The organism is Enterobacter sp. EC_64, assembly GCF_019584165.1.
In the GTDB taxonomy this organism is placed as follows: domain Bacteria; phylum Pseudomonadota; class Gammaproteobacteria; order Enterobacterales; family Enterobacteriaceae; genus Enterobacter; species Enterobacter roggenkampii.
Genome location: NZ_VDAS01000030.1, coordinates 13,510 through 37,018 on the forward strand (window position 1 = coordinate 13,510; position 23,509 = coordinate 37,018).

Sequence of the window (23,509 nt, forward strand, 5' to 3'; positions counted from 1 at the left end):
TGTGGTAATCAGTGCCAAATCATCAATGCAATCATGCTGACGACGACCAGCCCGCACAGGGCACTGGTCAAAATGAACTGACGACGCAGGCGCTCGCAGCGACGGATAAATTCTTCATCGTGATGATCGCGGTAGCGCTGGTAGTAGATATATCCCACCAGACGCATCTGTTTGCTGGGCTGTCCATGCGAGGTGAAGAACCCTCCACCGTCCACATACTGATAAAGCAACGGATCGCAACCACGAAGTACCACTAACAGCGCACGTAACGATGAGAAGTAGCGCGCCATATTCACTATGCAAACTACGCATAACGCCCAAAACAATGCGACGGTGCTAATCATACATCCTCCCCGGCGTCCGCCCACGAAGCAAGGCTTCTGAGCTACCGCACCCCAATGCCCTGACAGACAGTTCAGTGAAAGAATGACCAAAAGTCGATCCGGTTCGCGTTTTAATATCCGAACGGCTCATTTAATAGTGTAGGAGATCCGTTAATTTTTTTGCCACAAGGTTAATCGTTATCAACACCAAAGCTTGAAAAATATGTTTAACTGGGCCGTAATGAAAGCATCAGACGACGGCTTTCCCATTTAGTCATCGATAACTTAAGGAAGGAGTAACACTATGGCTTACAAACACATTCTCATCGCGGTAGACCTCTCCCCGGAGAGCAAAGTGCTGGTTGATAAAGCGGTATCCATGGCACGTCCCTACAACGCGAAAGTTTCGCTGATTCACGTTGATGTGAATTACTCCGACCTTTACACCGGTCTGATCGACGTCAATCTCGGCGACATGCAAAAACGCATCTCTGAAGAGACGCACCACGCCCTGAGCGAGCTGTCCACCAACGCGGGCTACCCGATTACCGAAACCCTGAGCGGCAGCGGCGACCTGGGCCAGGTATTGGTTGATGCGATCAAGAAATACGACATGGATCTGGTGGTGTGCGGTCACCATCAGGACTTCTGGAGCAAGCTGATGTCTTCCGCTCGCCAGCTGATTAATACCGTTCACGTAGATATGCTGATTGTTCCGCTGCGTGACGAAGAAGACGAGTAAGTGCAAAAAAGCCCGGTGGCGCTAACGCTTACCGGGCCTACAGGCGGCACGAAATGTAGGCCGGGTAAGGCGAAGCCGCCACCCGGCTTTTTTATTCCGGTGTTCCCGAATAAATATCAAACCGGTGCCCTTTGGTGGTCACCGCATTGGTCGTGGCAACGTCCGCCAGCGGCGGCGCATAGTCAGGGCGCTTCACCACCACCCGCTTCGTCGCCAGTTGACGAGCCGGTTCCAGCAGGCCATCCGCATCCAGATCAGGCCCCACCAGAGACTGAAACACCCGCATCTCTTTCTTCACCAGCGCGCTTTTCTGCTTGTGCGGGAACATCGGGTCGAGATAGACGACCTGCGGGCGCGGGGTGATATCGGTCAGCGCCGTCAGGCTCGAGGCATGGATCAGCTGCAAACGCTCCTGCAACCACGGGCCGATTTCCGGGTCCGCGTAGCCACGCGTCAGACCATCGTCCAGCAACGCGGCCACCACCGGATTACGCTCCAGCATCCGCACATGACAGCCGACAGACGCCAGCACAAACGCATCGCGCCCCAGCCCCGCCGTGGCATCCACCACGTCCGGCAGATAGCTTCCTTTAATCCCAACCGCTTTCGCCACCGCTTCGCCGCGACCGCCGCCGAACTTGCGCCGGTGCGCCATGGCTCCGCCGACAAAATCGACAAAAATCCCGCCGAGCTTCGGTTCATCGCGCTTACGTAATTCGAGATGTTCTGGTGTCATCACCAGCGCCATCAGGTTATCTTCATCGTGCTCCAGCCCCCAGCGGGCGGCCAGGACAGATAAGGCGCCGTCTCCGGCGCCTGTTTCATCCACTAAGCAGATCTTCACGTAACAATCAGCCTTTGATCCCGTAATGCTCAAGCATCGCGTCCAGCTGCGGCTCGCGCCCACGGAAGCGTTTGAACAGCACCATTGGCTCTTCGGAACCGCCGCGGGTCAGGATGTTGTCAAGGAACGACTGGCCGGTTTCGCGGTTGAAAATCCCCTCTTCTTCGAAACGAGAGAAGGCATCCGCCGCCAGCACGTCGGCCCACAGGTAGCTGTAGTACCCCGCCGCATAGCCGCCTGCGAAGATGTGGCTGAACGCGTGCGGGAAACGACCCCAGGTTGGCCCAGGGATCACCGCGACCTGCTTTTTAATCTCCGCCAGGGTTTCAAGGATTTTCGCCCCCTGCTCCGGGCTGAACTCGGCGTGCAGGCGGAAGTCGAACAGGCCGAACTCCAGCTGGCGCAGGATAAACATCGCCGCCTGGTAGTTCTTCGCCGCCAGCATTTTATCCAGCAGTTCTTTCGGCAGCGGTTCACCGGTCTCGTAGTGGCCGGAGATAAACGCCAGCGCGTCCGGCTCCCAGCACCAGTTTTCCATAAACTGGCTCGGCAGCTCGACCGCATCCCACGGCACACCGCTGATGCCTGCCACGCCTGCGGTTTCGATGCGGGTCAGCATGTGGTGCAGGCCGTGACCGAACTCGTGGAACAGGGTGATCACTTCGTCGTGGGTAAAGAGCGCTGGTTTGCCGTTCACCGGACGGTTGAAGTTACAGGTCAGGTAGGCGACCGGCTTCTGCAGGGAACCGTCTGCTTTACGCATCTGGCCCACGCAGTCGTCCATCCACGCCCCGCCGCGCTTGTTCTCACGCGCGTAGAGATCGAGGTAGAAGCTGCCGCGCAGTTCGTTTTTCTCGTCATACAGCTCGAAGAAGCGCACGTCCGGATGCCAGACGTCGATATCGGTACGCTCTTTGGCGGTGATGCCATAGATGCGCTTCACCACTTCAAACAGGCCGTTAACGGCTTTGTTTTCCGGGAAGTACGGGCGCAGCTGCTCGTCGCTGATGCTGTAGAGGTGCTGCTTCTGTTTTTCGCTGTAGTAAGCGATGTCCCACGGCTGCAGCTCGTCCACGCCGAACTCCGCTTTCGCGAAGGCGCGCAGCTGGGCCAGCTCTTTTTCACCCTGCGGACGGGCGCGTTTCGCCAGATCGGTCAGGAAGTCGAGCACCTGCTGCGGGTTTTCCGCCATTTTGGTGGCGAGAGATTTGTCGGCGTAGTTTTCAAAGCCCAGCAGCTGGGCCAGCTCGTGGCGCAGGGCGAGGATTTCCGCCATGACCGGGCTGTTGTCCCACTTACCGGCATTCGGCCCCTGATCGGAAGCACGGGTGCTGTAGGCGCGGTACATCTCTTCGCGAAGCGCCTGGTTGTCGCAGTAGGTCATCACCGGCAGATAGCTCGGGATGTCCAGGGTTAGCAGGAAGCCGTCCTGTTCTTTCGCCTCGGCCTGCGCTTTTGCCGCCGCCAGGGCGCTTTCCGGCATGCCTGTCAGCTCCGTTTCGTCGGTAATCAGCTTCGTCCAGCCCATGGTGGCGTCGAGCACGTTGTTGCTGTACTGGTTGCCCAGCTCGGACAGGCGCGCGGCGATTTCACCGTAGCGGGTCTGCTTCTCTTTTGGCAGGCCAATCCCGGACAGCTCAAAATCACGCAGGGCGTTATCGACCGATTTTTTCTGCGCGGTGTTCAGCTCGGCGTAGTGATCGCCTTCGCGCAGGTCGCGGTAGGCTTTGTAGAGCCCTTCGTGCTGGCCGCCCCAGGTGCTGTACTCAGAGAGCAGCGGCAGGGTTTGCTCGTAGGCTTCACGCAGCTCCGGGCTGTTTTTTACCGAGTTCAGGTGGCTCACCGGGGAGAAGATACGCCCCAGCACGTCGTCCACTTCGGCCAGCGGCTGACACAGATTTTCCCAGGTGTACGGCCCGCCCTGCGCGACCACGCTTTCTACCGCCGCGCGGCAGTTGTCCAGCGATTGCGTAACCGCTGGAACCACATGCTCGGGGAGGATTTTAGAAAACGGTGGCAACGAAAAAGGCGTCAGTAATGGATTGGTCATAAACGCTGTCCTGTTGAAAGAGGTGAATGAAGCGCGCATCCGGCGCTGTGCATATGCGATCTAGAATGGGGTTAAGTGTAGAGGATTTCAATGCCAGACGTGGCGGAAAAGAGCCCGGTGGCGCTGCGCTTACCGGGCCTACGGGTAATCTGCGCCGTTCTGCTGTAAACTGTGGCAAATCGTCAATTCAGCGGAATATCATTACCCATGCTCAGTTATCGCCACAGCTTCCACGCAGGCAACCACGCCGACGTCCTTAAACACACCGTTCAGAGCCTGATCATCGAATCGCTCAAAGAGAAAGAAAAGCCGTTTCTCTATCTGGACACGCACGCGGGGGCGGGCCGTTATCAGCTGAGCGGCGAGCATGCCGAGCGTACCGGTGAATATCTGGAAGGGATCGCCCGCATCTGGCAGCAGGACGACCTGCCTGCCGAGCTGGAGCCGTACATCGGCGTGGTGAACCACTTCAACCGCAACGGCCAGCTGCGTTACTACCCGGGATCCCCGCTGATTGCCCGCCAGCTGCTGCGCGAGCAGGACAGCATCCAGCTGACCGAGCTGCATCCGAGCGACTTCCCGCTGCTGCGTTCTGAATTCCAGAAAGACAGCCGCGCCCGCGTGGAAAAAGCCGACGGCTATCAGCAGCTGAAAGCCAAGCTGCCGCCGGTTTCCCGTCGCGGTCTGGTACTGATCGACCCGCCGTACGAAATCAAAACCGACTATCAGGCGGTGGTGACCGGTATCCACGAAGGCTACAAACGCTTCGCCACCGGGACATACGCCCTGTGGTATCCGGTGGTGCTGCGTGCGCAAATCAAGCGCATGATCAAAGACCTGGAAGCCACCGGCATCCGCAAAATCCTGCAGATCGAGCTGGCCGTGCGTCCGGACAGCGACCAGCGCGGCATGACCGCCTCGGGCATGATCGTCATTAACCCGCCGTGGAAGCTCGAAGCGCAGATGAACAACGTGCTGCCGTGGCTGCACAAAACGCTGGTGCCAGCCGGTACGGGTCATACCTCCGTCAGTTGGATCGTGCCGGAGTAATCGCAGCCATCGGTGGAAACTATTGATTTCAGGTATACAATCGCGGCAATTCACGATTAAGGACAAAAGCTATGACTAAGCATTATGACTACATCGCCATCGGCGGTGGCAGCGGCGGCATCGCCTCCATCAACCGCGCGGCCATGTACGGCCAGAAGTGTGCGCTGATTGAAGCCAAAGCGCTGGGCGGCACCTGCGTGAACGTGGGTTGTGTACCGAAAAAGGTGATGTGGCATGCGGCGCAAATCCGTGAAGCTATCCATATGTATGGCCCGGACTACGGCTTTGACACCACCATCAACCACTTCGACTGGGACAAACTGATCGCCAGCCGTACCGCCTACATCGATCGTATTCACACCTCCTACGATAACGTGCTGGGCAAAAATAACGTCGACGTTATCCACGGTTTCGCCCGCTTTGTGGACGCGAAAACGATCGAAGTGAACGGTGAGACGATCACCGCCGATCACATCCTGATCGCCACCGGCGGCCGTCCGAGCCACCCGAACATCCCGGGCGTGGAATACGGCATCGACTCTGACGGTTTCTTCGAACTGCCTGCCCTGCCTAAGCGCGTTGCCGTGGTGGGCGCGGGTTACATCGCGGTGGAGCTGGCTGGCGTGATTAACGGTCTGGGTGCCGAAGCGCACCTGTTCGTGCGTAAACACGCGCCGCTGCGCAGCTTCGATCCGCTGATCGTTGATACGCTGGTTGAAGTGATGAACACCGAAGGTCCAACCCTGCACACCAACGCCGTGCCAAAAGCGGTGGTGAAAAATGCAGACGGCAGCCTGACGCTGGAACTGGAAGATGGCCGCAGCCAGACCGTCGATTGCCTGATCTGGGCCATTGGCCGTGAACCGGCGAACGATAACTTCAACCTGGGCGTGACCGGCGTGAAAACCGACGAAAAAGGGTACATCGTCGTCGATAAATTCCAGAACACCAGCGTACCGGGCATTTACGCGGTCGGCGACAATACCGGTGCGGTTGAGCTGACCCCGGTTGCCGTTGCGGCGGGCCGCCGTCTCTCCGAGCGCCTGTTCAATAACAAGCCGGACGAGCATCTGGACTACAGCAACATCCCGACCGTGGTCTTCAGCCACCCGCCAATCGGCACCGTCGGCTTAACCGAGCCGCAGGCGCGTGAGCAGTACGGCGACGACCAGGTGAAAGTGTATAAATCGGCGTTTACCGCGATGTATACCGCCGTTACCTCCCACCGTCAGCCGTGCCGTATGAAGCTGGTCTGCGTGGGCCCGGAAGAGAAGATTGTCGGTATCCACGGCATCGGCTTCGGCATGGATGAGATCCTGCAGGGCTTTGCGGTAGCGCTGAAGATGGGCGCGACCAAGAAAGACTTCGACAACACCGTGGCGATCCACCCAACGGCCGCCGAAGAGTTTGTCACCATGCGTTAATGCATAAGCCCCTCTCCGGAGGGGCTTTTTTTATTCACATTCATAAATCGTTGCAAAACGAATGCTCCGAAAAGAGTGATCTACCGCACATATCCCTCCACATCTACCGAAGCGAATGTCTACGCTTATAAGACGCCCGGATAAACCTGTCTTTTGAACACACAACCGGAGGTCCCTATCACCATGTTCAACCAGAAACTACAGGCTACCGAGAACATCGAATTCGAGATTGCAGAAGAGCTGCGCTACGAGACCGATCCCTGCGAGTTGAAACTGGATGAAATGATTGAGGCGGAGCCGGAACCCGAGATGATCGAGGGGCTACCCGCCTCCGATGCACTGACGCCCGCAGACCGCTATCTTGAACTGTTTGAGCACGTGCAGTCCTCGCGCCTGTTCACGGACAGCAAAACCTTTCCCGACTGCGCGCCGAAGATGGACCCGCTGGATATCCTGATCCGCTACCGCAAGGTCAGACGCCACCGGGATTTCGACCTGCGCCAGTTTGTGGAAAACCACTTCTGGCTGCCGGAGACCTACAGTACGGAATATGTCTCCGACCCCGGTCTGTCCCTCAAAGAGCACATTGACAGCCTGTGGCCGGTGCTGACGCGCGAGCCGCAGGATCATATTCCCTGGTCTTCCCTGCTGGCGCTGCCCCAAGCCTATATCGTTCCCGGCGGACGATTCAGCGAGACCTACTACTGGGATTCCTATTTCTCCATGCTGGGGCTGGCGGAGAGCGGTCGTAACGATCTGCTGAAATGTATGGCGGATAACTTCGCCTGGCTGATTGAACGCTACGGGCATATTCCCAACGGCAACCGTACCTATTATCTCAGTCGCTCCCAGCCGCCGGTCTTTGCGCTGATGGTGGAGCTGTTTGAGGAGGACGGCGTTCGCGGTGCGAAACGCTATCTGGAACACCTCAAAATGGAGTACGCCTTCTGGATGGACGGCGCGGAGTCGCTCCTGCTTAACCAGGCCTACCGCAGCGCCGTGCGTATGCCGGACGGCTCGTTGCTCAACCGCTACTGGGATGACCGTGATACCCCGCGCGATGAATCGTGGATTGAGGACGTGGAAACTGCCCGCCATTCGGGCCGTCCGCCAAACGAGGTGTATCGCGACCTGCGCGCCGGGGCGGCGTCCGGCTGGGACTATTCCTCCCGCTGGCTGCGCGATCCGTCGCGGCTCGCCAGCATCCGCACGACGCAGTTTATCCCCATCGACCTGAACGCCTTCCTGTTCAAGCTGGAAAGCGCCATTGCCAACATCTCGGCGTCGAAAGGGGACAAAGAGACGGCCGACCTGTTCCGCCAGAAAGCCAGCGATCGCCGCGAGGCGGTGAACCGCTATCTGTGGGACGAGGAGAGTGGCTGTTACCGCGATTACGACTGGCGACGCGAAGAGCTGGCGCTGTTTTCTGCCGCCAGCATTGTGCCGCTGTATGTCGGCATGGCGACCCATGAGCAGGCCGAGCGCCTGTCGGATGCGGTCAAAGCGCGACTGCTGACGCCGGGCGGAATTCTGGCGACCGAGTACGAAACCGGCGAGCAGTGGGATAAACCCAACGGCTGGGCGCCGCTGCAGTGGATGGCGATCCAGGGGTTCAAGCAGTACGGCAACGACTCGCTGGGGGATGAAATCGCCTGGAGCTGGCTGCATACGGTGAACCATTTTTATCAGACGCATCATAAGCTGATTGAGAAGTACCACATCGCCAGCAGCACGCCGCGCGAAGGGGGCGGGGGTGAGTATCCGCTGCAGGATGGTTTCGGCTGGACGAACGGCGTGGTGCGGCGGCTGATTGGGTTGTATGGGGAGCCTTGAATAGGGTGCGGTCTGGTGCCCTCACCCCGGCCCTCTCCCACGGGGAGAGGGAGGAGAGATCAGCGAATCACCTCATAAATGGCGCTTTGAATAGACTGCCATTTTTTGGTGGTGGCATCCGGCTGTGACTTCGCACGGCGTGTGGCCATGTCGAGATCGTGCTGCTGGCGTTTCACCACCGCTGGCACGGTGCAGAAAGCTTTGAGGTACTCTTTACGTACCGAGGTCAGAGACTCGCCGTTCGACATCGCGTGGCTGAGCGTGTTGATGAAGCGCCGACACGGCTTCTCCTCCACCATGTTTTGCCGGTAGCGTAGCATCAGCTCCAGCACGTCGTCATAGCCTGCCGACATCGCCTCTTCGGTCCAGGACAGCTTCCAGTCCATACCGCCCTGCAAAAAGAGCTGGGTCACGCGGGTGTCGTTGCGGTTAATGGCCGAGCGGAAATTATTCTCGTCCCAGGTCACTCCCATGCGCGTGAGCGTTTCGCGCGAGGAAGGCGTCTCACGCATTTCCTGTGGCGGCGCCGCTTCAGCCGCGCTGACGGCCGCAGGCTGCGGTTTACTGCTGGTCACCAGCCAGAAGCCTCCCGCCACGATGGCAATCACCATAACGCCAACCGCCCCCCATAACGCACCGGAAATGAGTTGCTCGCGCTGTTCGGGGGTGCGCGGCGCGCGCTGGGTCGGCTTTTCAATGGTGTCACGGACTTCAAACAGATCCCCACCGGTGACCCGATCCATTTTCTGCGCCTTTTCCCAGAAGGTATGCAGTTCGCTGGCATCTACCGCCATGAATCCCGCCGGATTGACGCGCGTTCTCCCCTCTTCAAACGCGCGTTGAACGGGCCGCGCGATCTGCGCATAGTAGTTATCCAGCAGCTGGATTTGCGCCGAGCTTAACGTTTTCTGGACGGTGATGTTGTTGCGAATTTGCCGAATGTCATCGAGGAAGGTTTGCAGCGTTTTACGCGGTTCAACCAGCAGCGTCAGCATGGACGGGTCGCTGAACAGCGAAGCGTAATAGCGGCTGAACTCTTTTTTATCCACCAGCATTTGCGCCAGTTCGCTGAACATCATGCCGCTCAGGACATCGTTGATCTCGCCCAACTTCAGCCAGCGCCGTACGCGGTCGGCGTTAAACAAAGTCTTGAGATGGTTATTCAGCCTTACCTGATCGGGCCAGGCCTGCTGGATGAGCCCTTTTATCATGAGCTCTATCGCCCGCACCTGCTTATGCGCCTGCTGCTGCTGGAGTTCGCTGCCCGGAGCCAGCTCCGTGCTGTAGGTCAACAGCGGCTGCTGCAGGCGAAGGTGCTCCAGCGCGGTGACAAACCGCATCGCCGCAATCAGCTGGTTTTCACTCACATCCTGTCCGCTTTCATACTGCGGCACGCGCTGCTGCAGCAGGCGCAGCTGGAGCGTAAATTCCGACATCTCGGCATCATTCAGGTTGAGTTTTTTCGCCACGGCTCCCCAGCCGCCCAGGGCTAATCGCGCGCTGTCCAGTTGTTCCAGAAACCAGCGTGGATCTTTGCCCTCAGAAGCATGTACATTCAGAAGAAGCAAAATTTCCACCGACGCATGGCGAATGACCGCCAGACAGTGTTCGAACTGTTCGCGAATATGATGTGATGTGCTGAGAGTCATTGTTTTCCTTAAGCGACAACGAAGACATCCGGATTGGCCCGTAACGGCCTTTTTTCTTTTTATTTATACGCGGTTAACCATACCTGACTTTCTGTTGAAATAAAGTGACAACCCTAAAATCATTTAAAATGTTTCAGGAGAATCTGAATGCCGGTTTTAATTACCCCTCGCCTGAACTGCTCGCCTTTACGAGAAGAAGACTGGCCCTTTTTTCTGGCGCTACAGCAGCATCCCGACGTCATGCGCTTTGTGGCGGAAGACCGCCCCGTCGCGGCGATCCGCGAGGCGTTTGATTCGCGCCTGACGCCCTGGACGCCAGGGAGCGCGCACTGGCTGTGCCTCGTCGTGCGTGACGCCGCTTCCAGGGCTCCGTTGGGCGTCACCGGGTATATTCATCGGGAGGAGGATTGCGCTGAGGTCGGTTTTCTTTTCGCTCCCGAGGCGCAGGGGAAAGGTTACGGCTTTGAATCCCTGAAAGCGCTTTGCGATTACGCTTTTCATCAGGGCGGTATACGTCGACTTACCGCCACCGTCACCGCCGGGAATATCGCCTCACGACGTCTGCTGGAAAAAGCCCGCTTTTGCCTGGAGGGCGAATTACGCGAGAGCTATTACCTTGCGGGACGTTGGCATAATGACTGGTTATTTGGTTTATTGCGGCAGGAATATCTGAATAACAATCCCTGATCAATAGCCATTTGGCGGATATTTCTCGTACCTCATTTCCTCTACAGTGTCGCCATTAAGAGGAAATGAATATGAAAGAGCATGCGCTGAAAATATCTTCTGCCGCCATCGCGTTAATAAAGAAACATCAGGGTCTTTCTCTGGAAAAATATCGTGACGAAAAAGGATTATGGGTTATCGGCTATGGCCACGTTATCCGCGATCAGGAGCATTTTCACGGCCCTGTCACACCTCTGGAGGCTGAGACTTTGTTGCGCGAAGATATCCGGTTGTGTGAAGCGCTGCTGCGGGAAAATATGACACGTCCATTAACCCAACAGCAGCATGATGCGCTGGTGATGATGATATTCAGTTTCGGAGAGATAACGTCGCTCCCAAACGCGCTTTTTCAGGCCGTCGCCCGGGTATAATACATGGCTGCCTGCGTTCTGTTTTTCACGTCCAGCCGCCGGAAAAGTGCCTCGAGGTGCGCTTTTACCGTGGCCGCACTGATGTTCAGATTGCGGCCAATCTCTTTATTCGACTCCCCCGCCGCCAGCAATTTCAAGACTTCGCGCTGGCGCTCGCTCAAGGATAATAATGCCTGAGGCGACGTCGGCTCTCTGACCCACTCTCCGGGAAAACAGACCATCCCTCTGGATACCGAATCCAGTACGGCGGAAAACCGTTCGGGATTGGCGTTTCGGGGAACAATGGCCATGACGTTTCGCTGCCGCAGCTGCTCAGCAAATTTGGCCTCTTTTTTCGCCAAAATCAGAATCACACGTATCGCCGGAAAGCGATGCAGGATCGCTTCCAGCAAAGTGCTCCCTTCGTCCTGAATTAAATTCCCATCAATCATGACGATAGCCGACGGTGAAGCAGAAATCTGAGTCCATAAATCTTCTGCCTGACAGGTCCCAGTTATATTTATTTCCGGAATCAACCTCTGAAGACTGTGTATCGCTCCGTGAATAAAGAGTGACTGCCTGTCAAACATGATTACTCGCATCGTTTTTTCCCCTCTGAGAATAGCGAAGGGGGATTCTACAGAGGCATTATTTAAGAAAAAACTCAACGAATGGATACGTTACAAATCCCCGGGGTTCTTTATATCTGTCAGTATTTAGACACATTTATCTTAAGGATTTACTCAAGCGCATACCTCACAGGAACATACCGCCTGATACTTCAATACGTTGCGCATTCATCCAGCCCAGTTTGTCGCTGAGCAGTGCCGCAATGGCATCGCCGATATCGTCAGGCAGCCCCACCCGCCCCAGCGCCGTCTGGGACGCCAGCATCTGGTTGAGCTCCGCGTTGTCGCGCACGTGTCCGCCGCCAAAGTCGGTTTCTATCGCGCCAGGCGCAATGATATTGACGGAGATGCCGCGCGCGCCCAGCTCTTTCGCCTGATAACGCGTCAACACTTCCATTGCTCCTTTCATCGCCGCGTAGGTCGCCGACCCCGGCTGGGTAAAACGGGCCAGCCCGCTGGAGACGTTGAGGATCCGTCCGCCGTCGCTAAGCAGCGGCAGCAGGCGCTGCGTCAGGAAGAAAGGTCCTTTGAAATGAATGTTCAGCGCCTCGTCAAACTGGGCTTCCGTCGTGTCGGTATAAGGCGCATATAAACCCGTCCCGGCATTGTTCAATAAATAGTCAAACGTTTCACGCTGCCAGACGCTCTTAAGGGTTTCCTGAAGCTGTTGGGCAAAATGCTCAAAACTCGTGATATCCCCGACGTTGAGCTGCAATGCCGCCGCGTTGACGCCTGTTTCCTGAATTTCATGCACAACGTCCAGCGCTTCCTGCTGGCTGCGGTTGTAGGTCAGCACAATTCCCGTGCCGTCTGCCGCCAGCTTTAAGGCAGCGTTTTTACCCAAACCACGGCTACCACCCGTCACTAATGCGATACGTTCAGTCATCATAAACCTCGTTTTGGCTGTTATGGAGATTGAGTAAGAGCTTATTAGGTGATAAAAAATCAATAAAGATGAGTTAAAACGCTTCACTGTTTCAGCACAAACAACAATGAGCTACATCTATGGATAAAATTCACGCAATGCAGCTGTTTGTTCGCGTCGCGGAACTGGAGAGTTTTTCCCGCGCGGCAGAAACATTAACGCTGCCGAAAGGCAGCGTGTCACGACAGATTCAGGCCCTCGAAAACCGGCTTGGCACCCAGCTATTGCACCGCACCACCCGCCGCGTCAGCCTGACGCAGGACGGTATGGTCTATTACGAACGGGCAAAAGATCTGCTGGCAAACCTCGATGAGCTGGACGGTATGTTTTTGCACGATCCCTCCAGCATCAGCGGACGGCTCCGCGTGGATATGCCCGTCGCCGTAGCTCGAAATTTAGTCATCCCCAAACTCCCTGCTTTTCTGCAGCATTATCCGGGCATCGAGCTGGAGCTCAGCAGCAGCGATCGTCTGGTGGATGTGATCCGCGAAGGGTTTGACTGCGTGGTACGCGTCGGCACCCTGAAAGATTCAGGGCTTATTGCCCGACCGTTGGGCAAGCTGTCGGTGATTAACTGCGCCAGCCCGGATTATCTGGCGCGTTTTGGCTACCCGGAAACGCTGGACGATTTAGGCTCCCACGCCGTCATTCACTACACCGCTACGCTGGGAACTCGCCCACAGGGCTTTGAGTTTTATAACGGCAGTACGACGCAGTGGATAAAAACGGGAGGGGTGTTAACTGTTAACAGCACCGAAACTTACCAGGCTGCCTGCCTCGCCGGGCTGGGCATCATTCAGGTTCCGCGGGTTGGGGTGCGAGATTTACTGCGCGCGAAGAAACTGATTGAAATTCTCCCGCAATACCGGGCCGAACCAATGCCTGTCTCCCTGATTTATCCCCACCGGCGCAACCTCTCCCGCCGGGTACATCTGTTCATGGAGTGGCTGACCGAACTCACAAAAGCTTACGTGGACTAGTCGCAAGCTATAATTCAGTAACATCCAGCCAAACGAAAAGGAAAAGACGCGTGACGCCGGAAAATAACCCGCAACGACCCACCCAACATTTAGAGTATGAACCCATCAAGAAGATGGAGACCGAGCCGGAAGAGAGCAGGTCTCCAGGTACCGCCAGCAAAGCGCTGGGGACCGTCACCGGCATTATCGCCAGAATTCAGCAGTTTCCCATGATTGCGCATCTGATACGTGCGACCGAACGCTTTAATGACCGCATGGGAAACCAGTTTGGTGCCGCTATCACCTATTTTTCGTTCCTGTCGATGATCCCGATCCTGATGGTGTCGTTTGCGGCGGCCGGTTTTGTGCTCGCCTCGCACCCGACGCTGTTGCAGGATATCTTTAACAAAATCCTGAATAATGTCAGTGATCCAACCCTTGCCAGCACGCTCAAAAGCACCATCAATACCGCCGTCCAGCAGCGCACCACCGTCGGTATCGTCGGTTTGCTGATTGCCCTTTACTCCGGCGTTAACTGGATGGGCAACCTGCGCGAGGCCATTCGCGCCCAGTCGCGCGATGTCTGGGAGCGTAAGCCGCAGGACCAGGAGAAAATTTGGGTGAAGTATCTCCGCGACTTTGTTTCGCTGATTGGCCTGCTCGTCGCGCTCATCGTGACGCTGTCCATTACCTCCGTGGCGGGCTCGGCGCAGCAGATGATCATCTCCGCGCTCTACCTTGATTACATCGAATGGCTGAAGCCCGCCTGGCGCAGCATTGGGCTGGCCATTTCCATCTTCGCCAACTACCTGCTGTTCTTCTGGATCTTCTGGCGCTTGCCGCGCCATCGCCCGCGCAAGAAGGCGCTGATCAGAGGGACACTGATCGCGGCGATAGGCTTTGAGGTGATTAAAATCGTGATGACCTACACCCTGCCGTCGCTGGTGAAATCCCCTTCCGGCGCGGCGTTCGGCTCGGTGCTGGGGTTAATGGCGTTCTTCTACTTCTTCGCACGTTTAACCCTGTTCTGCGCCGCGTGGATCGCCACTGCCGAGTACAAAGACGACCCGCGAATGCCGGGCAAAACGCACCGTTAACCCCTCTCCCGGGCTGAAATTTCAGCCCGATTCATCATTTCAGCATATAAATCCAGTCCGTAACTTTTATTTAACCGAAAACCAGTTTTATTGACTGATATTTAAAATCTGTGAAGCATTTCATAGACGTGTTTTGGCTGGCCTGAAAATTATCCGCTTTTTGTTGCTTTTATCACCAGGTCGCGGCTTTGTTACAGATTGAAATGTCGCTTTTGCTGTGCGTAATATGGCCTTTCGTTCGACAAAAATAAGAAAATATTATGCAAGCAACCGCCACCACACTCGACTCAGAAACGGAAAACGTTCCGGTAAATTCGCGAAATAAAGTTGTCGTCGCCTCGCTGATTGGCACCGCCATCGAGTTCTTCGACTTTTACATTTACGCCACCGCGGCGGTCATCGTCTTCCCGCACATTTTCTTCCCGCAGGGCGATCCAACGGCGGCCACGCTGCAGTCCCTGGCGACCTTTGCTATCGCGTTTGTTGCGCGTCCGATTGGCTCCGCGCTGTTTGGACACTTTGGCGATCGCATCGGACGTAAAGTGACGCTGGTGGCCTCGCTGCTGACGATGGGGATCTCCACCGTGGCCATCGGCCTGCTGCCGACGTATGAGACCATCGGCATTCTGGCACCGGTCCTGCTGGCGCTGGCGCGTTTTGGTCAGGGTCTGGGCCTGGGTGGTGAATGGGGTGGCGCGGCGCTGCTGGCCACCGAGAACGCCCCGGCGCGCAAGCGCGCGCTGTATGGTTCTTTCCCGCAGCTTGGCGCACCGATTGGCTTCTTCTTCGCCAACGGGACGTTCCTGCTGCTCTCCTGGCTGCTGACGGATGAACAGTTCATGAGCTGGGGCTGGCGTATCCCGTTTGTCTTCTCAGCCGTGCTGGTGCTGATTGGCCTGTACGTGCGTGTTTCTCTGCATGAGACCCCTGTTTTCGCGAAAGTGGCCGCGGCGAACAAGCAGGTGAAGGTACCGCTGGGCACGCTGCTGACCAAACACGTCCGCGTGACCGTACTGGGCACGTTTATCATGCTGGCCACCTACACGCTGTTCTACATCATGACCGTTTACTCCATGACATTCAGTACCGCCGCCGCGCCGGTTGGGCTGGGTCTGCCGCGTAACGAAGTGCTGTGGATGCTGATGATGGCGGTGATCGGATTTGGCGTGATGGTGCCGATTGCGGGCCTGCTCGCGGATAAGTTCGGTCGTCGCGCAAGCATGATCACCATCACCACGCTGATCGTTCTGTTTGCTCTGTTCGTCTTCCCGCCGCTGCTGGGTTCAGGCAGCCCGGCGCTGGTGATGGCCTACCTGCTGATTGGCCTGAGCCTGATGGGGCTGACCTTCGGCCCGATGGGTGCGCTGCTGCCAGAGCTGTTCCCGACGGAAGTGCGTTATACCGGCGCGTCGTTCTCCTATAACGTCTCGTCTATTCTGGGCGCCTCCGTTGCGCCGTATATCGCCACCTGGCTGCAGGCAAACTACGGCCTGTTCTATGTAGGCGTTTATCTGGCGGCCATGGCGGCGCTGACGCTGATTGCGCTGCTGCTGACGCACGAGACGAAACACCAGGCTCTGTAAGCTAATGCCGGGTGGCGGCTACGCCTTACCCGGCCTACGATTCAAATGCAGGCCGGGTAAGCGCAGCGCCACCCGTCAAAAACAGGCCGCTCCTTACTTCTTCATTTGCGACAAAATGGTCCGGCACTGATTCGCCTCGCCTTCTGACGGCGAAATCAACGCCAGCAGCGCTGCGGCGGGGGTAACCAGCGTCGCGAGGGCTGCGGCCACCGCGCCACGCGCAATCAGCGGTCCGGGCTTCACGCCCGCCTGCGGATTTTTGAAGGTTCCGCGCACGTACAGCGGCGAGCGCAGGGTGATGATACGGATCCCCTTACTTTCCGGATCGATGGTCAAATCCAGCTGTTCGGACGCCATGCTGGCGGTACCGGTCACGTTAATCACCGCATTTTCCGTGTCGAAGGCAAAAATCTGCGGACGCGCCACGCCGTTAACCAGATCCAGATTGGCCGCCGCGCAGTTCACCCGCACCTCATCATCACCGAAGATTTGCCCGATGATGTAGTTACCGACGTTCAGGCCCAGGATTTCCATCAGGTTGCGGCTCACCAGCCCGTCGTTCATCAGCAGCTTCAGGTTGCCATTACCGCTGCCCAGCAGCGCCGCCACGGAGTTCCCCACGCCGCGGATGTCGGCATCGCCGTTCATCTCGCCGAGGGTCTTCTGCATCAGCTCGACGTTCGGCATCAGCGCTTTCAGCTTAAGCCTGCGCGCCTGAATCTCCGCGCGCCCCTGCATCGGCTTTTTATCGCCTTCCAGGTGAATGTTGGAGGAAATCGTCCCGCCCGCCATGCCAAACTTCAGCGGCTGCAGGCGCAGGTCGGCGTTTTTGAGGATGATATGCGTCGAGAGATCGCTCAACGGCAACGTGCTGCCATGCTCAATCTTACGCCCTTTGAAGCGCACATCCGCATCCATCACGTTCCACTTATCGGTTTCAAAGCGATCGTAAGGCAGCACTTTTCCCGCAGGTTGAATGTCCTTTTTCACCTCTTTTGACTTCGTACCTTTACCGGAATCCACGCCGATCAGCGGGCCGAGATCGGCCAGACGCAGCTGGCGGGACTCAACGTCCCCTTCCAGCTTCGGTCTCGGTTTTCCGGTGGTGTAGGTCAGCGAGCCGTGGATATCGCTGTCGCCGATGCGGCCGTTAAAATCACGGTAGTCAAAAACCGACGATTTTTCGCTGTCGATTTTGGCGACCAGATGCCCGTCCGTTTCGAACGGCGGGGTATCCGGCAGCAGCACGCCGGTCAGCTCATACAGCTCGCCCAGCGAATCACCGGCAAATTTAAGCTGAAGATCGACGCCGCCCATGTTCATCGGGTCGTTAACCGTTCCCACGAACGCCACGCGGGTGTTACCGGAGCGGAAGTCGGCCTGCACCGGGAACGGCGTGCCTTCGCTCCGGAGCGCCAGCATGCCGCCTATTTTTCCTTTGCCGCTGAGCGGCTGGTCGTTGTAGCGTCCTTTTGCCGTCAGGCCGAAGACATAGTCGCCCACGCTTGCCGTGTCACCTTTGGCTTTCGTCCCCGTGACCTCGCTAAACGGCAGCGGCTTGCCCAGCGGATCGACCAGGATCTCCACGTCGGCCTTGCTGACCTTATCGTCGATGGCGATCCGCCCGCGATCGAAGAGAATATTGTCGAGACGGAATGACCAGGAGGAAGGCTGGGCATTCGGATCCTTTTCGCCATCGCTGGCAAGGTTGAACGTCCAGTTGTTGTTTTTTTCAGAGAGGCGGATCAGGCGCGCGTCGGGCTGTTGAAGTTTGATCCACGGCAGATAGACCGTTTTGGTCAGCAGCGCGAGCGGGGCCAGCGTGGCCTCAACGCGCGGCAGGTGGATCATGGTGACGTCCGGGATGTCCGGCGGGTTACCGAGAATGATGTCGTCGGCGTGGACGTGCGGCCAGGGGATCCAGCTTCGCCAGCCGGGCTCCTCTTTCTGACGCTCCCACACGACCCCTAAATCACCGCGTATGGCGAAGGGGCGGTTCAGTTCGGTTGAGACTTTCTGGTTGATGGTCGGCTTAAGACGGTTCCAGTCAAACGTCGCAATAATGATGGCGACGACCACGATCAACAACAAGAAAATCCCTGCTGTCCAGGAGATCACCCTGGTTGTTCTTGTCATTTTTATCCCCTTTCCTGATGACCTGTCCTGTAAAACTATAGTCCAGACAAAGGGAAGCGGGCTTATCAGAGGGTAGTTATCACGCTATCGAGGCGATCCATGGGTACCGGTCGGGAGAGGAAATAGCCTTGCGCCGCCGCGGCAGGCGAGCTTTGCACATCGCGCCACTCTTCCAGCGTTTCCACACCTTCAACAATCACGCCCTGGCAATAGCGGTTCATCAGCTGTAATAACAGCGTAAACAGGTTCCGCCCTTCCGGGGTCTGACGCAGCATAATGAACAGATCGCGGGCCACTTTAATGTAGTCATAACGCACTTCACTCAGAGCCGAAAAGTTCGCCATGCCGGTGCCAAAGTCATCCAGCCACAGCGGGCCGTATTCGCATATGGAGGCGAACGAGGAGTCCTGCGGCAGGCGGACATGCTCCACCAGCTCAAAGCGCACCCACGGCAGAGTGGCGATCAGCGCCTGCAATTTCGCGTTCTGACGCAGCGCCAGCAGAGTGGGGCCATCGACATTCACTGAAGCGAGGATATCGTGCTGTTCGAAAAAGGGCTGCTTCGTTGCCAGCATACGGAGCTGCTCTTCCAGCACGTCAAGACGCTGGCGAACGGCCACTTCGGCAAAATAGCGATCCGGTGCGATACGCTGGGAAGGGTTTGAGGGATGCGTCACGACGGTCAAAATTTCAATGGCCATCAGTCGACCGTCTGTTCGGTATATCGGCTGATAGGTATACGCACGCTCACATTGCAGCCAGTAGCGATGCTCCTGCAAGTTCTCAATACTTGCCTCAGGCGTGGTGCTCAGCCGCTGGATAACCTGCTCTGACTTCATTTCAGATGTCCTGTTGTTGGGATGGCCTTTCTGGACTCGTCACAGGATTATCGGCGCGACAATTGAGAACTTTATGTTCAATTCACCGGGAAAATGAAATTAAGATGACAGAAATGCGCATGAACACGCGCTGGCTCAAATAAAATAATGGAACGTTGTTTTAATATAGTTGACCTGTTAATTCACTCAGCGCACACTGCTGATCATTCTTCTGTTCAGGTTCACGATTATGTCTAAAAAAATTGCCGTGATTGGCGAATGCATGATTGAGCTGTCACAAAAAGGCGCGGAAGTGAGCCGCGGATTTGGTGGCGATACGTTAAACACCTCCGTTTATATTGCCCGCCAGGTTGCGCCTGAGGCGCTCACCGTGAACTACGTTACCGCTCTGGGGACGGACAGCTTCAGCCAGCAGATGCTTGAGGCCTGGCAAAGTGAACATATTGATACCTCGCTGATCCAGCGTATGGAAAACCGCCTGCCGGGTTTGTATTACATAGAGACCGACGACACCGGCGAACGCACGTTTTATTACTGGCGTAACGAAGCCGCGGCCAAATTCTGGCTGGAGAGCGAGGATGCCGCGGCCATCTGCGAAGCGCTGTCGACCTTCGACTATCTCTATCTGAGCGGGATCAGCCTGGCGATCCTGAGCCCCACCAGCCGTGAAAAGCTGCTCTCGCTGCTGCGCGAATGCCGTGCCAACGGCGGCAAGGTCATTTTCGATAACAACTACCGCCCGCGCCTGTGGGCCAGCCGTGAAGAGACGCAGCAGGTCTATCAGCAGATGCTGCAATGCACCGACATCGCCTTCCTGACGCTCGATGATGAAGACGCCCTCTGGGGGGAGAAACCGGTAGAGGACGTGATTGCACGCACGCAAGCGGCTGGCGTGAGCGAAGTGGTGATTAAGCGCGGTGCGGAGTCGTGCCTGGTCGCGATTACGGGTGAAGCGGCGATTGAGGTCCCGGCGGTGAAGCTTGCCAAAGAGAAAGTGATTGATACCACGGCGGCGGGTGATTCATTCAGCGCGGGCTATCTGGCAGTACGCCTGACGGGCGGAACGCCGGAAGCGGCGGCACAGCGTGGACATCTGACGGCCAGCACGGTGATTCAGTATCGCGGGGCGATTATTCCGCGTGAGGCAATGCCTGTTTAAGTAGGGTGCGGGCTGATGCCCGCACCCTAACCCTCTCCCACAGGGAGAGGGAATGTCTACGTCTTACTGCCCTTGCGGGATATCCGTCGCGTCCGGGTGTAAATCATCAGCCGTCGCGGCCTGCGTCGGCTGCGGCGCGGTCGCCATGATGGAATCCCAGGTCTTCTGAAGTTCCTTCATGTCATATTCCGGTTCGCCCTTCGGCTGCAGAAGGATCAACGCCATCTCCTGCGACAGCTGCTGACGGAGATCCTGGTTGAGCATTTCGACGGTCAGACCGTTCAGGAAATCCTGACGAAGCTTCTGGTACTGTTCCGGCGCAATGTCCACCACCTGATTCTGCAAAGAGCGAATACGCTGGCTGATCAGAATATCGGTATCGGCGCGCGCGTAGGTCGCAAACAGCTTCTGCAGCTCGAGTTTTTTCTGCGCCACAAGCGCGTTGAATTCCTCTTCGGAAAGCCCCTCTTTACGCACTTTTGCCAACTCTTTCGCGACGACACCCAGATTGGCATTCAGCTTATCGCCCGGTGATTCAACGTTAATGGCGCATTGCGCACGCTGGAACAGCACGCGGCAGTCAAAGCCAAGACCGATATTCTTCACGTTATTCTTACTGAGCGTCTGCTGAACGTGCCAGAACAGCGCTTCACGCGCCAGGTCGGCACGCCAGTAGCGCAACAGCGCCGCGGACTCACGGATGGGCTGCCAGGCGTTATCCCACATCACGGAGAGTCGGTCCTGACGCACGGTGTCCGTCATAATGCTGACAGGCTCTGCACGCAGCGGGGAGAGTGTCGGAACAGGGGCAGGCGATTCACGCTTGCCTTTCAGATCGCCAAACGCTTTGTTGATCTGCTCCACCACCGCGCGGCTGTCCACATTACCCACCACGATCAGCGTCATCGCGTCCGGGGTGTACCACTTCTGGTAGAACGATTTCACCTGTTCGGCGTCCACCGGCTGTTTTAGCGGCTCGGCAGGGTCATGTCCCAGCAACGTCGAGCCTTTCAGGCGGTAACGCCACCAGCCCTCTTTGGTATCACCAGGCCAGGTCGCCACCATGTCGCTGTTGCTCAACGCATAGTTGACGGTGTCCGGCGTAATCGCCAGATTGCCGGAGGCATCGGAGAGATACGTCAGGGCTTCTTTAAGCAGATCGTTGCGGTTATTAGGCAGGCTCAGGTTAAACATGGTGTAGTCATACGAGACCACAGCCGGAGGAAGCGGGCGCTTCGGATCGATGGCCTGTTGCCAGAGCGAACGCACCTGAACCGCTTGCAGGCTGCCGCTCTGCGTGAGCGCCAGCCGGGGAATAAAGTGGCTGAAACCGGTTTGCTGGGTGCTTTCCGTGAGGGAACCGGTATTAACAGACAGACGGATTTCAATACGGTCACTGGGACGTTGCGGCGTGGCTAACACCTGCCACTGAAAACCGTTCGCTAGTGTCCCTTGTTGCCAGGCCGGGTCTGGCTGGAGCGCATCTGCCTGCACATAACTGGCTGCTGCCATCATCAGCAAACCGCCGGTTAAGAGTCGAATTTTTGTGCCCTGCATGTGAACCCCTGATCAACATTCCTGGTTAAAAAAGAGTGCCTCGCGACGCGCTTCACTCTTAAAGATGACGATGAAAACACGTCGATTAGACCGCGCGTTCGGCAAAACGTCACGGTCCGAAGTGAAATATACCCAAAAAAAATCTTGTCGAATTATGACAGGTATGAACAGTTATTATGCGCAGGAGCCCGCATCCCCACAAGGGAATACGGGCATTTGTGACAAGATTAAGAGGATAAGCCAGGATTTTTGCTGTCAGTTGAACGATTATTCAGAGTATCGTCGAGCTTTTTATGATCCAACTCTTTCACCCATTTCGCGACCACTACCGTTGCCACGCCGTTACCCACCAGGTTGGTTAACGCACGCGCCTCTGACATAAAGCGGTCAATACCGAGAATCAACGCCAGGCCCGCCACCGGCAGGTGCCCCACTGCAGAGATAGTGGCAGCCAGCACGATAAAGCCGCTGCCCGTTACGCCCGCCGCGCCTTTAGAGGAGAGCAGGAGCACCACCAACAGGGTGATCTGATGGAAAATATCCATATGGCTGTTGGTCGCCTGTGCAATAAACACGGCCGCCATCGTCAGGTATATCGAGGTGCCGTCCAGGTTGAAGGAGTAGCCCGTCGGGATCACCAGCCCCACCACCGATTTACGACACCCGAGTTTCTCCATCTTATCGAGCATGCGCGGCAGCGCCGATTCTGACGAGGAGGTTCCCAGAACAATCAGCAGCTCTTCGCGGATGTAACGGATAAATTTGAAGATGCTGAAACCGGTCGCGCGGGCGATGGAGCCCAGCACCACCACCACGAAAAGAATACAGGTGATATAGAAACAGATAATCAGCTGACCCAACTGGACCAGCGTACCGACGCCATACTTACCGATAGTGAAGGCCATCGCACCGAAGGCACCGATGGGCGCCAGGCGCATGATCATATTGATGATGCCGAAGATGACCTGCGAGAAGCTTTCGATCACGTTAAAGATCAGCTGGCCTTTGCTGCCCAGACGGTGCAGGGCGAAGCCAAACATCACGGCGAACAGCAGCACCTGGAGGATGTTTCCGCTGGCGAATGCGCCAATGACGCTGCCAGGAATGACGTCCAGCAGGAAGGCCACCACGCCCTGATCCTTCGCCTGTTCGGCATAGACCGCAACCGCTTTGGCATCCAGCGTCGAGGGATCGACGTTCATCCCCGCACCTGGCTGCACCACGTTAACGATGACCAGACCAATAATCAGCGCAAGGGTACTGACCACTTCAAAATAGAGAAGCGCCACTGCACCGGTACGGCCAACCGCCTTCATGCTTTCCATGCCAGCGATGCCCGTGACGACCGTACAGAAGATCACCGGAGCGATGACCATTTTGATGAGCTTAACGAACGCGTCGCCAAGCGGTTTCATTTGCGCGCCCAGTTCAGGGTAATAGTGACCCAGCAGAATACCGATGGCGATGGCTGTCAGGACCTGGAAATAAAGACTTTTGAAGAGTGAGGTTTTCATAGGGTGTCCTTGGGAAGAAAAACCACAGGCTTTGTAAGGTTATGGTTAACCTGCGGCTTTAAAATAACACCCGCATAACAGGACAGAAATAAACTCAGTTCAAATTTGAAACACAAATGT

General features: G+C 56.8%; 20 protein-coding genes. 10 read left to right on the forward strand and 10 right to left on the reverse strand.

Annotated features, from left to right (window positions below; translation table 11 throughout):
• Positions 1 to 8 precede the first annotated feature (8 nt).
• Positions 9 to 344 (reverse strand): universal stress protein UspB, encoded by a 336-nt coding sequence (gene uspB / locus FHC52_RS19385; protein WP_003861224.1) that lies wholly within the window; start codon positions 342 to 344, stop codon positions 9 to 11.
• Between the two features lie 283 nt (positions 345 to 627).
• On the opposite strand from uspB, the gene uspA reads away from it, so the two are divergent.
• Positions 628 to 1,065 (forward strand): universal stress protein UspA, encoded by a 438-nt coding sequence (uspA, locus tag FHC52_RS19390; RefSeq protein WP_003861223.1) that lies wholly within the window; start codon positions 628 to 630, stop codon positions 1,063 to 1,065.
• A gap of 91 nt (positions 1,066 to 1,156) precedes the next feature.
• Here uspA and rsmJ read toward each other — a convergent pair whose 3' ends face one another.
• Both rsmJ and prlC read right to left on the reverse strand, forming a co-directional pair.
• A complete protein-coding gene (rsmJ, locus tag FHC52_RS19395; RefSeq protein ID WP_021242153.1) occupies positions 1,157 to 1,909 on the reverse strand; it encodes a 16S rRNA (guanine(1516)-N(2))-methyltransferase RsmJ in 753 nt (250 codons plus the stop codon).
• A gap of 7 nt (positions 1,910 to 1,916) precedes the next feature.
• Positions 1,917 to 3,959: an oligopeptidase A gene (prlC, locus tag FHC52_RS19400; protein WP_126288606.1), complete on the reverse strand. Its 2,043-nt coding sequence runs from the start codon at positions 3,957 to 3,959 to the stop codon at positions 1,917 to 1,919.
• 207 nt (positions 3,960 to 4,166) lie between these two features.
• Here prlC and FHC52_RS19405 point away from each other — a divergent pair, with 207 nt between their 5' ends.
• The 3 genes from FHC52_RS19405 (at position 4,167) to FHC52_RS19415 (ending at position 8,266) form a co-directional block, all read left to right on the forward strand.
• On the forward strand, positions 4,167 to 5,009 hold the full coding sequence (locus FHC52_RS19405; protein ID WP_008503119.1) for a 23S rRNA (adenine(2030)-N(6))-methyltransferase RlmJ: 843 nt from the start codon (positions 4,167 to 4,169) through the stop codon (positions 5,007 to 5,009).
• A 71-nt stretch (positions 5,010 to 5,080) separates the two neighbouring features.
• Positions 5,081 to 6,433: a glutathione-disulfide reductase gene (gene gorA / locus FHC52_RS19410; protein WP_023345065.1), complete on the forward strand. Its 1,353-nt coding sequence runs from the start codon at positions 5,081 to 5,083 to the stop codon at positions 6,431 to 6,433.
• A gap of 183 nt (positions 6,434 to 6,616) precedes the next feature.
• Entirely contained in the window at positions 6,617 to 8,266 is a 1,650-nt protein-coding gene (locus FHC52_RS19415; protein ID WP_021242149.1) for an alpha,alpha-trehalase, read from the forward strand.
• 59 nt (positions 8,267 to 8,325) lie between these two features.
• Here FHC52_RS19415 and FHC52_RS19420 read toward each other — a convergent pair whose 3' ends face one another.
• On the reverse strand, positions 8,326 to 9,915 hold the full coding sequence (locus FHC52_RS19420) for an STY4199 family HEPN domain-containing protein (RefSeq protein ID WP_008503122.1): 1,590 nt from the start codon (positions 9,913 to 9,915) through the stop codon (positions 8,326 to 8,328).
• A 147-nt stretch (positions 9,916 to 10,062) separates the two neighbouring features.
• Here FHC52_RS19420 and FHC52_RS19425 point away from each other — a divergent pair, with 147 nt between their 5' ends.
• Positions 10,063 to 10,602 (forward strand): GNAT family N-acetyltransferase, encoded by a 540-nt coding sequence (locus FHC52_RS19425; protein WP_070531739.1) that lies wholly within the window; start codon positions 10,063 to 10,065, stop codon positions 10,600 to 10,602.
• Between the two features lie 71 nt (positions 10,603 to 10,673).
• Positions 10,674 to 11,012 (forward strand): lysozyme, encoded by a 339-nt coding sequence (locus tag FHC52_RS19430; protein ID WP_008503124.1) that lies wholly within the window; start codon positions 10,674 to 10,676, stop codon positions 11,010 to 11,012.
• Here the strand turns inward: FHC52_RS19430 and FHC52_RS19435 are convergent.
• Together FHC52_RS19435 and FHC52_RS19440 are read right to left on the reverse strand one after the other, a co-directional pair.
• Positions 10,991 to 11,593, reverse strand: coding sequence for a helix-turn-helix transcriptional regulator (locus FHC52_RS19435; RefSeq protein WP_126288600.1), 603 nt, complete (start codon positions 11,591 to 11,593; stop codon positions 10,991 to 10,993). The two genes, FHC52_RS19430 and FHC52_RS19435, sit on opposite strands and share 22 nt — an antisense overlap.
• A gap of 154 nt (positions 11,594 to 11,747) precedes the next feature.
• Positions 11,748 to 12,506 carry an SDR family NAD(P)-dependent oxidoreductase gene (locus FHC52_RS19440; protein WP_046092610.1) on the reverse strand — a complete coding sequence of 253 codons (759 nt, stop codon included), beginning with the start codon at positions 12,504 to 12,506 and terminating at the stop codon, positions 11,748 to 11,750.
• Positions 12,507 to 12,625: 119 nt separating this feature from the next.
• Here FHC52_RS19440 and FHC52_RS19445 point away from each other — a divergent pair, with 119 nt between their 5' ends.
• The 3 genes from FHC52_RS19445 (at position 12,626) to FHC52_RS19455 (ending at position 16,184) form a co-directional block, all read left to right on the forward strand.
• Positions 12,626 to 13,525, forward strand: coding sequence for a LysR family transcriptional regulator (locus FHC52_RS19445; protein WP_008503127.1), 900 nt, complete (start codon positions 12,626 to 12,628; stop codon positions 13,523 to 13,525).
• 50 nt (positions 13,526 to 13,575) lie between these two features.
• Positions 13,576 to 14,601: an inner membrane protein YhjD gene (yhjD, locus tag FHC52_RS19450; RefSeq protein WP_046092609.1), complete on the forward strand. Its 1,026-nt coding sequence runs from the start codon at positions 13,576 to 13,578 to the stop codon at positions 14,599 to 14,601.
• Between the two features lie 260 nt (positions 14,602 to 14,861).
• Entirely contained in the window at positions 14,862 to 16,184 is a 1,323-nt protein-coding gene (locus tag FHC52_RS19455; RefSeq protein WP_008503129.1) for an MFS transporter, read from the forward strand.
• 93 nt (positions 16,185 to 16,277) lie between these two features.
• Here the strand turns inward: FHC52_RS19455 and FHC52_RS19460 are convergent, their stop codons facing one another.
• Together FHC52_RS19460 and pdeH are read right to left on the reverse strand one after the other, a co-directional pair.
• Entirely contained in the window at positions 16,278 to 18,320 is a 2,043-nt protein-coding gene (locus tag FHC52_RS19460; RefSeq protein ID WP_008503226.1) for an AsmA family protein, read from the reverse strand.
• Between the two features lie 65 nt (positions 18,321 to 18,385).
• The gene (gene pdeH, locus FHC52_RS19465) at positions 18,386 to 19,159 is read right to left on the reverse strand and encodes a cyclic-guanylate-specific phosphodiesterase (protein WP_021242143.1); all 774 of its coding nucleotides are present in this window, start codon (positions 19,157 to 19,159) and stop codon (positions 18,386 to 18,388) included.
• Between the two features lie 229 nt (positions 19,160 to 19,388).
• On the opposite strand from pdeH, the gene FHC52_RS19470 reads away from it, so the two are divergent.
• Positions 19,389 to 20,318 carry a sugar kinase gene (locus FHC52_RS19470; protein WP_049120453.1) on the forward strand — a complete coding sequence of 310 codons (930 nt, stop codon included), beginning with the start codon at positions 19,389 to 19,391 and terminating at the stop codon, positions 20,316 to 20,318.
• Positions 20,319 to 20,381: 63 nt separating this feature from the next.
• On the opposite strand, the gene FHC52_RS19475 is transcribed toward FHC52_RS19470, so the two are convergent.
• Both FHC52_RS19475 and FHC52_RS19480 read right to left on the reverse strand, forming a co-directional pair.
• A complete protein-coding gene (locus FHC52_RS19475) occupies positions 20,382 to 21,875 on the reverse strand; it encodes a pitrilysin family protein (protein WP_008503229.1) in 1,494 nt (497 codons plus the stop codon).
• Between the two features lie 227 nt (positions 21,876 to 22,102).
• Entirely contained in the window at positions 22,103 to 23,389 is a 1,287-nt protein-coding gene (locus FHC52_RS19480) for a dicarboxylate/amino acid:cation symporter (RefSeq protein WP_021242141.1), read from the reverse strand.
• Between the last annotated feature and the right edge of the window lie 120 nt (positions 23,390 to 23,509).

Bases quoted from the DNA above. Each gene is read 5' to 3' on its own strand.
- uspB (WP_003861224.1), bottom strand. From the start codon at position 344: ATGATTAGCACCGTCGCATTGTTTTGGGCGTTATGCGTAGTTTGCATA.
- uspA (WP_003861223.1), top strand. From the start codon at position 628: ATGGCTTACAAACACATTCTCATCGCGGTAGACCTCTCCCCGGAGAGC.
- prlC (WP_126288606.1), bottom strand. From the start codon at position 3,959: ATGACCAATCCATTACTGACGCCTTTTTCGTTGCCACCGTTTTCTAAA.
- FHC52_RS19405 (WP_008503119.1), top strand. From the start codon at position 4,167: ATGCTCAGTTATCGCCACAGCTTCCACGCAGGCAACCACGCCGACGTC.
- gorA (WP_023345065.1), top strand. From the start codon at position 5,081: ATGACTAAGCATTATGACTACATCGCCATCGGCGGTGGCAGCGGCGGC.
- FHC52_RS19415 (WP_021242149.1), top strand. From the start codon at position 6,617: ATGTTCAACCAGAAACTACAGGCTACCGAGAACATCGAATTCGAGATT.
- FHC52_RS19420 (WP_008503122.1), bottom strand. From the start codon at position 9,915: ATGACTCTCAGCACATCACATCATATTCGCGAACAGTTCGAACACTGT.
- FHC52_RS19425 (WP_070531739.1), top strand. From the start codon at position 10,063: ATGCCGGTTTTAATTACCCCTCGCCTGAACTGCTCGCCTTTACGAGAA.
- FHC52_RS19430 (WP_008503124.1), top strand. From the start codon at position 10,674: ATGAAAGAGCATGCGCTGAAAATATCTTCTGCCGCCATCGCGTTAATA.
- FHC52_RS19435 (WP_126288600.1), bottom strand. From the start codon at position 11,593: ATGCGAGTAATCATGTTTGACAGGCAGTCACTCTTTATTCACGGAGCG.
- FHC52_RS19440 (WP_046092610.1), bottom strand. From the start codon at position 12,506: ATGACTGAACGTATCGCATTAGTGACGGGTGGTAGCCGTGGTTTGGGT.
- FHC52_RS19445 (WP_008503127.1), top strand. From the start codon at position 12,626: ATGGATAAAATTCACGCAATGCAGCTGTTTGTTCGCGTCGCGGAACTG.
- FHC52_RS19455 (WP_008503129.1), top strand. From the start codon at position 14,862: ATGCAAGCAACCGCCACCACACTCGACTCAGAAACGGAAAACGTTCCG.
- FHC52_RS19460 (WP_008503226.1), bottom strand. From the start codon at position 18,320: ATGACAAGAACAACCAGGGTGATCTCCTGGACAGCAGGGATTTTCTTG.
- pdeH (WP_021242143.1), bottom strand. From the start codon at position 19,159: ATGAAGTCAGAGCAGGTTATCCAGCGGCTGAGCACCACGCCTGAGGCA.
- FHC52_RS19470 (WP_049120453.1), top strand. From the start codon at position 19,389: ATGTCTAAAAAAATTGCCGTGATTGGCGAATGCATGATTGAGCTGTCA.
- FHC52_RS19475 (WP_008503229.1), bottom strand. From the start codon at position 21,875: ATGCAGGGCACAAAAATTCGACTCTTAACCGGCGGTTTGCTGATGATG.
- FHC52_RS19480 (WP_021242141.1), bottom strand. From the start codon at position 23,389: ATGAAAACCTCACTCTTCAAAAGTCTTTATTTCCAGGTCCTGACAGCC.